The sequence below is a fragment of the Burkholderia puraquae genome, assembly GCF_002099195.1.
GTDB lineage: Bacteria > Pseudomonadota > Gammaproteobacteria > Burkholderiales > Burkholderiaceae > Burkholderia > Burkholderia puraquae.
Genome location: NZ_NBYX01000049.1, coordinates 1 through 6570, shown reverse-complemented (window position 1 = coordinate 6570; position 6570 = coordinate 1). Strand labels below are relative to the sequence as shown.

Annotated in this window: 2 protein-coding genes and 2 pseudogenes; all 4 read right to left on the bottom strand. The window is 59.5% G+C overall.

The annotated features are described in order from the left end of the window. Positions 1–959 (bottom strand): annotated as a pseudogene (locus B7G54_RS37565) (virulence factor); the annotation flags it as partial. Then, positions 956–3277 carry a T6SS effector phospholipase Tle3 domain-containing protein gene (locus tag B7G54_RS37560; RefSeq protein WP_244289497.1) on the bottom strand — a complete coding sequence of 774 codons (2322 nt, stop codon included), beginning with the start codon at positions 3275–3277 and terminating at the stop codon, positions 956–958. The gene B7G54_RS37560 and the pseudogene B7G54_RS37565, both read right to left, overlap by 4 nt. Positions 3278–3296: 19 nt before the next feature. After that, positions 3297–6047, bottom strand: a complete 2751-nt coding sequence (locus tag B7G54_RS37555) for a type VI secretion system Vgr family protein (RefSeq protein WP_085043671.1) — start codon at positions 6045–6047, stop codon at positions 3297–3299. A 306-nt stretch (positions 6048–6353) separates the two neighbouring features. Beyond that, positions 6354–6570 (bottom strand): annotated as a pseudogene (locus B7G54_RS37550) (hypothetical protein); the annotation flags it as partial.

The following is a 6570-nucleotide window of genomic DNA, read 5'->3' as shown; positions in this document are numbered from 1 at the left end:
ATCCACGCCAACGGTTCACGCTCCGTCTTGAAGTTCGGCCCGACGAGAAACAGCACCACCATGTTCTCGTTGATCTGCGCGTCCTTCGGCGGAAAGCTCGGCGCGTCCCAGTTCATCACCCAGGCGCTTTTGTCGGGGTTCGCTTGCAGGTAATCCAGCGCGCGGTTCAGCGACGTGAAGCCGGCGTTTGCGCCGCCCTGGTTAACGTGGACGTCGGGCGGCGTGTTTTTGCTCCAGAGATCCAGGAAATATTTATTCCCGATGTTGAACTCACTGATGATGCTCCCTCGCAGATAGGCCTGAGCCTCATCGGCATCCAATCTATCCGGCACGGCAAACTCAACGCGGATGCCTGCCAGCTCACGCCAGTCATCCTTACTCTTTGACTTGACCGTGTAGAAATACTTGGCGTTCATCACATAGCGATCACCGAACAGTCCGAGCACTTTACGGACGTATTTGTGATAGAAGCCTTGGAATGTTTCCTCTCCTTGGTTGCCGTACGCCACCCCTGCGACAGACTGAAGCGTCGTGAACGACTTCGGATCCGTCCGAACCATGTCGTCGTTTTTATTGGGTTTAGCAAGCCCCATGGTCCAGAGAATCTGCCATTGCGTTGGATAATCGCGCCGCTGCAATGGGTTGAGCCATTCCAATCCGACCACCTGCGCAACAAACGGTGCGGCACTTTCACCTGCATTCGGAATGGCGGCATCTTTCTGCGTCACCGTTGCCGCTTGCGCCGGCGTCGCCGTCATGATGGTCGATACCACAAACGCTAGGATTGCTACCAACGACGGCACTATCAACATTCGCTTCATCCAATCTCCCATGCTCAATTCGTCAAGATGCGTATGTCCAGCGAAAGCGCTCAAGCTGTACATGATACCCATCGCGACAATCAACACCACGATGGCAACAACCAATCTACGGGGCAAGGTCGAAATCAGCTTACTCATACCCCCCCTCCAACTTTCAGATAGAGCTCGTTCCCGCGCTCATCGACAATTTTTTCGGGACGCTTGGCCTCTTCAGCATTCTTGACCCACTCATGCACGGGTGCATCGCCCTCCCCCATTACGCCGGCTTCGAAATAATTTGAATAATGCTTGCTTGGGTGCTTGTCTGGCAACGCCACTCCGAATCGCCAATCTGCTTCGATTCGCAACTCGGTCCAATCCCGGGACGACAGGTAGCACAACCCAATAGCGACGTCATACGTCAATGCCTTCTGCGCATGTTCCGGGTTCGTCATCGTGGTCGAATGATTGGTCGGGTTGTTCAGCTTGCCGGCATCGAGGATGTCCACCACCTGCTCGTTGTGCCATTCCTGGTAACCCTCCGGCACCTCGCTCGTGCCGTCCTCCCCCTTCACGTTGCCTTCGTCGTCCACCCACGCCGGGCGACCGTCACGTCGCGCGCGCATTCGCAGGATCGCGTGATCCTCGTAACGTTGCGACGCTTCGCTAGCGACATTACCGTTGGCTACATCGTCGGGCGATTGCGACTGGTAGGTATCGTACGGATCATCGGACTTCTTGTCCGTCTTCGCGGCGTTCCGAGCCGACGCCGGTGTATCGTAGCCGTCGTTGAAATTGCTCACGGCATCACCATCCCGTATTTCGATCGGTTTACGACGTTCAGGATCATCGCTTCGGTATGTCTTCGGCGTGAACGGCTCGTCGAGCGCCGGCGCGTCTGCATTCACCGTCCAGAAATCCGGAGGGTCAGCATTGACGGGAAAGAACTTGAAGCTTGATGTCGCCAACGTCACCAGGTAGAGAACCGGTGCCGAGAGCGTTGTAAATAACTTGGCAATCGGATTCTCGTTTCCGCTCCAAGCGCGCACCAGTCCGAATTTTGCCGGCGGCGAAGGCGGATACCAGAAACCGGGTGTCGTGCCCGTCTTGCCGTGCCGCCAGTCATTGGACCAATACCCATAGTCACCGACTTTACCCACATCCCAGTGCGTCGCAAACACCCGCTGCGTCAACACACCGGCTGCACCGATATCGACAAGCTCCTGCGACGGCTTGTCCTCTTTGTTTGGATCCTTGATACGCCCGAGCCCACGCCATCCGATACCCTGAACCGTCACGGCGGAGATCACCTGGTCATGCGGGCAGCAATACAGCGTCACGCGGCCATGGGTATGGCCGTTCAAGCCGTGCGCATTCCGATCGGCGTCGGCCGAATACGGCTTGCCTTTCTCGGATGTCCGGCAATTTCCCATCTCCCTGTCGAGCTTGTCCGCAGGCGGTTCGAATGCCGAGCGGGCGCGAACGATGTCGAGAAATGCGCGCAGCGTCTGCGTACGGGCCTCGTAAGTCTCGCGGCCGCGCCGATTTTTGGAATCCTTGATATCCCGCTGAGACCATGTATCCATTCCGGTATCGGTATTGGCGACGCTGTAGGGTGGATTCGCCAGCACATAGGCATCGGCGACGCAGCGCCCCGTGTTGCCCCACGGATCGGTCACCTCTGGCAACTGGTCGCCGAAGAATGCTGCGGTCAAGCCAACCATGTTCCCCTGGCTGTGGCACACGATCGTGATCGGCACGTTCGCCTGCTTCCTGCGAATCGACTCCACCAGTTTGGCCAGACGCAACGCTGCGAGCACTCCGTAGGTACGAGGCGGGGTTCGATACAGCGGGCGCGTAGTCGGATTCATCGCCTGGACTGAAATCCATCCGAAGATCCGGTCGTCCAGCCCTTCATGCCACAGATCCGGCAAACTCGAACAGCCGTTCGCGAACGGGCCGCCCCCCCAGTAGTTCTTCTCGTTCAGAAAAATCTTGTCCCCGTACTCCTTCAGCTCTTCCTTGTTGGCCTTGTAGCCCCAGCGGAAATGAATCACCGGAGAAAATGAAGCATCGTCCGTGATGTAATTTCCCGCCCACAACTTGGGATTGAGGAAGCCATCATCGGTCAAACTCTCCGTGTACCCGACCGGACTCATCTGCCCACCGATCACTCCCTTATGATCCAACTGATCGTCGAGGCGGGCGAGTCGCCGGTTCAAGCCCATGCACAACCCCTCTTCGGCGCCCTTGTACCATTCCCCTTCCGAGTTGACACCGTGCACGAAGATGACCACGCCAGGCAGCGGCTGCTGTTTGACGCAGATCAGTTCGTTATTCTGATTAAAGAGTGTCGGCCCCTTGCCCTCGCCGATCACGATACGCCGTTTGCCCGTGTTTGCTGCCGCCTTGCCATCCGCAGCCGGCGTCTCACTGGGCGACGAGGGGCCCAGCGGATTCAGAAATGAAGCGGTCATGCGTTATTCCCCGGAATGCTCAGATATTTTTCTTGATGAACTGAACCGTCAGTTGCTCGAACTGGTTGCCATTGATCGGTGGCAGCTTGCCTGACGCATCGGTTTTCTGGTCCAGCAGATCGCCGGACATCTTCCTGACCTCGGCATCGAATCCCGGCGCAGGTTGCCCATCCGTTGCGCGGACCAGCTTCGGCACTCGTCCGAGCGGCGAGTGGCTGAATTCAGGCAATTCGCCGCTCATGCTGGCGGGCCCCTGCCACGAGTGGCCGGCCGACTTCACCGTGAACGTGCCGGGGCAACCCAGTTCGATATTCGCGCCGTCGAGCTTCAGGTAAGCCCCGCCAGACGTCATCAGCACGACCTGGTCCTTGCCCAGCACCGTCGCCTTGCCGCCCGCCGCAGTCACCTGGAAATTCTTCGCGGAATCGATCTGGGTATCGTCGTTCTGGCTTTGCATCAGCAACTTGCCCTGATTCGCGATCGTCGTGATGCCAGCGCTTTGCGCAAACAGCCACAACCCGTTGCCGGCCTGCATGTTCAGCTTCTGGCCGCTCGTGAATTGCAGATGGTTGGCGGCAACCTGATCGATGTTCTCGCCCGCATAGGTCAAGTGCGTTTTCGGCGTGATGTTCAACGACCCGGCCTGCGCGCCGAATGCCATCAATGCCTGCGAGGCATCGTTATCGCCGGCTCCCGGCCCCCAGCCTTTGAACGCAGCCGACAGCGTCGACTGCCCAGCCGTATCGGTCGCTTGCCCGCCGTGCTGCCCCGCATAATCACCTAGCGACTGGAACAGCTCCGTGCACTGCTGAAGCAGCTGGATCAGTTCGTCACGATCGAGCTGGCCGCCGCTCGCCTGGGTACGCGCGTAGGTCGTCAGCAACATCCCCTGCGCGGCACGCAATGCCGCCGCGGCATCGGTCCGAAGTTCCGCGCCCTGGCCACGATCGGCGCCCTGGCCGTTATCGCGCGGCTGGGTCAGATACCCGAGATTCAACTGGGAATGCGCATGCTCCGACGCCAATTGCGCACTGATCTGCCTCGGCGTGTCGTCGAGCCGAAGCTGGTTATACCGTTGCCCGCTGATTTCCTTGGTCTTGATGCCGGACAGGTAGCGGTTACCAGGCAGGCTGCCGGTATGGCTGAATGCCGCCGGCATATTGGCGCCGTTCGGCAAGACCCCGAGGATGATCAGGCGATCGGGGTCGCCGCCCAGGCAGCCCAGCAGCACTTCCGTATTGACGCGTGGCAGGATGGTCTGGCCGAAGGTCGGCCCCGCCAGGCTCGACGCAACGCGGATCGGCGCGCTATCTCCCAGATTTCCGTTCGTTCCCGCACCTTGGGCATGGGTGTGATCCGCGGCATCTTGGCCCAGGATCATCACATACACGCACCCGGTCTCGTCGCAAGTAACCTCGTCCGATCCGCTGCCGACCACACGCCCGGTGATCAACGGCGTAGGCGGCAAATCGACCTTCGTGTCGTAGATCGGCGTCAGCGCTGTGCCGCGCGGTACACACGTGAACTGGTTCTCGTAGCGCGTATCCTGATCGGCCGGTTGCTGGCTGCCCTCCGCCGGCGGCTGCTCGAGCGAGTGACTCGTCGAGAACAACGTCTGCGCCCGCTCGCTCAGTTCCTTCGGCAAGTTGTTCCATACGTTGTGATGCAGCGACGTGATCACGAACTGCCGCTGCTCGGCGGGCCGCGCATTCCAGTCCGAATCGCCAGTGATCGTCACCCACGTGCCGATCTGGAGATCGCGGATGCCACTCTTGCCGTCGTAACGAACCGCGTGCGCTTCGCGCGCGAGGATCCGGTCTTCGGTGACCCGGTCGAGATCCGCCCACGAGTCAGCCACGTGCGGGCTCTCGATCACGATATCGGTCAACAACTGGGCCAGGTCGTTGCCGGCCTCCCCTTGGTCGAGGCCTGCCGGTCGGGTCGATTGGTCCACGTTCGCCTTCCGGTAATCCCAAGTCGGTCGGCTTGCTTCGCCCGAGATCAGTTCCTGGCGCATGGTCAGCGCCGTAACCGTGTCGCGCTCTTCGGTGCCCGCATCACGCGGGTGCAGCCGCACCGTACCCGACGGCCCCTCGGACAGCTTGTGCGGGTCGTCGCAAAACACCATCGTATGCACCGGCGGCTCGCCGTCCTTCGACTGGCCGCTCGCGCGTCCGGGATGAACGAACATCGTGATGCCGTCGCGACGCAAGAGTCGCGACACAAAGCGCGCGTCCGACTCGTTGACCTGACGCATGTACGAACGCTTCGGATACCGGGAGGGATTCAGTCCCGACAAATCGAACTCGAATGCACGGGCAAGCGTCTGACTGCGTTGCCGCCATTCGTTAAGCACGACGTTGAGCACGTCGATCACGTTGACGTTGCGGAAAATGCGGGAGTTGGTGCGCTTGTGAAGCAGATTCACCGCATCGGTCACGGCGAACTGATAAATCGTGAGCTCACCATCGGATCGTCCGACCTGAACCGCGCTGATGATCGCGTTGATTGCGTGCTTGCCGCCACGGTCGGTAACCAGCCCGACCGATACGGGCGTACCGATAAAAAGCTTGGGCGAGAGATTTCCATTTTGCGAAACGCACGTCAGGCGGCCATCGATGCCGGTCATCATGCTTTCGCGAATACTCACATGCTGCAATGCGAGCTGCGCACCCAGATCTTTTTGTGCAGCGCCCCAATTCAGTGTCACGGGGCGCCGATTCGTATCAATCCCCGATACGAAATGGCGAAACGCTTCTCGGATATTCACGACGGTCTCTCAGTTTGATTCGTTATGGCGTACCAACTTCGGGTACGCTTTCGCTGTTTCGCGCGATTTTATCAAATTGTCATAAAAATAAGTTTTCTGCGCGCTAAAATTGACAATATTCCACAGAGCGCCAGCTCTAACGCATAAAGTGGCCAACGATACATCCGTAAATCGATGCGGGGATCAGACGATGGCCGCCGGCAGCAGCGGCAAATTACGTTGTCGCCGGTTTCCCAATCTTCCGCAATGGGCGCTACGAGAGATGCGCGTGCAGGAAAAAGACGCCCCGCACGGCTAAATTCCCGGTCAGTAGGAATAGCCCTGCATGCCGTAGTTGGTGTCGTGACGGCGGCCCCACCACGGCAGATACGCATTGTTCTCGCCCCGCGCACGGAACCAGTCCTTGTCCGGATCGATCGCCGTGACTTTCGACGGCGGCACCACCACTACCGCCGTCGGGTGCTGCGCGTCCGTCGTCCCCGCCACCAGCACCTTCTCGCCAAGGTGATTCGCCCGCCCGATC